This is a genomic window from Paenibacillus sp. FSL R7-277 (assembly GCF_000517965.1).
Lineage (GTDB): Bacteria > Bacillota > Bacilli > Paenibacillales > Paenibacillaceae > Paenibacillus_AQ > Paenibacillus_AQ silagei.
Map to the genome: position 1 here is coordinate 1 of NZ_ASPX01000089.1, position 1,365 is coordinate 1,365.

A 1,365-nucleotide genomic window follows, 5' to 3' on the forward strand; every position below is an offset into this window, starting at 1 on the left:
AATAGCAGAAGCAAATTCCGTTGACGTAGCTTTCACCCGCACATAATACGTGCCTGGTGCAAGACCGGTAATCGTAGTGTCTGTAACTTCTGTCCAAGCCCCTGTGTTCCCCATCTGGTATTCCATCTGGACGGTCAAATTCTGCAGTGTTCCGTCATTGGCTCCGTTATAGGTCACATCAGTTACACTCACACCCACCGGAGCGGCCTGGCGCGCGGGAACACTTAATATTTGCGAAGCACTATCGGTGGTAGTTACCCCGTTACCCGTCTTCACGATATTCAGCACGCTTCCCAGCCAACTGCTGTCTATAACCAGCGCCCCGTCTGCTGTCGTCGTTATCGCCGAGCCGTTCACGGTGTATAAAGCGTTCGGTATCAGTCCCGTTAGTAGCTCAGCGGCATAATCAATGATACCAATAGGCGTCACTTCCGCCGTTGCCGCGAATGACGTTACCGTCAATGGCACCGAAGCTGAGGTGAAGGCAGTTGCTGTCGCCTTCGTGCGAACATAATAAGTATCCGGTTCAAGTGACGTTACGCTTGTACCCGCAACATTCACCCAAGCGCCTGCGGCCCCCCGCTTGTATTCCATCCCCGAATCCACATTCACCAACGTGCCATCTTTCGCATTAATCGCGGTTTCATCTGTCGCCGTTACACCTGTAGGCGCTGCCGGGCGGGACGGGACATTCAGCGTCTGCGCCACGCTGTCTGTAGTCGCTGAACCGTCTCCCTTTTTCACGATGCTTAATGGTGTTCCCAGCCAGCTGCTAGCTATAGCCAGCTTGCCGTTAATGTCTGCCGTTACAGGCTGACCGTTCACGGTATACGCACCGCCTGGCGTCAGGCCAGTCAGTTGCTCGGCAGTATAGTCAATGACAGCTGCCGGGGTAATCTCTGCCGTTGGCACATACGCATTCACCGTCACACTATGCGCTTCTGACACAAATGCAGTTACTGTCGCCTTCGTGCGGACATAATAGGTATCCGGTTCAAGGGTTGTTACGCTTGTACCCGCAACATTCACCCAAGCGCCTGCGACCCCCCGCTTGTATTCCATCCCCGAATCCACATTCACCAACGCGCCATCTTTCGCATTAATCGCGGTTTCATCGGTCGCCGTTACACCTGTAGGCGCTGCCGGGCGGGACGGGACATTCAACGTCTGCGCCACGCTGTCTGTAGTCGCTGATCCGTCTCCCTTTTTCACGACGCTTAATGGTGTTCCCAGCCAGCTGTTAGCTATAGCCAGATTGCCGCTGCTGTCTGCCGTTACAGGCTGACCGTTCACGGTATACGCACCGCCTGGCGTCAGGCCGGTCAGTTGCTCGGCAGTATAGTCAATGACAGCTGCCGGGGTTGC

At 55.2% G+C, this 1,365-nt stretch carries 1 protein-coding gene; it reads right to left on the reverse strand.

What is annotated here, in order from left to right; all coding sequences use genetic code 11:
- Positions 1-1,365, reverse strand: a 1,365-nt coding sequence (locus C173_RS34530) for a hypothetical protein (RefSeq protein WP_036730763.1), incomplete at both ends; no start/stop codon positions are given.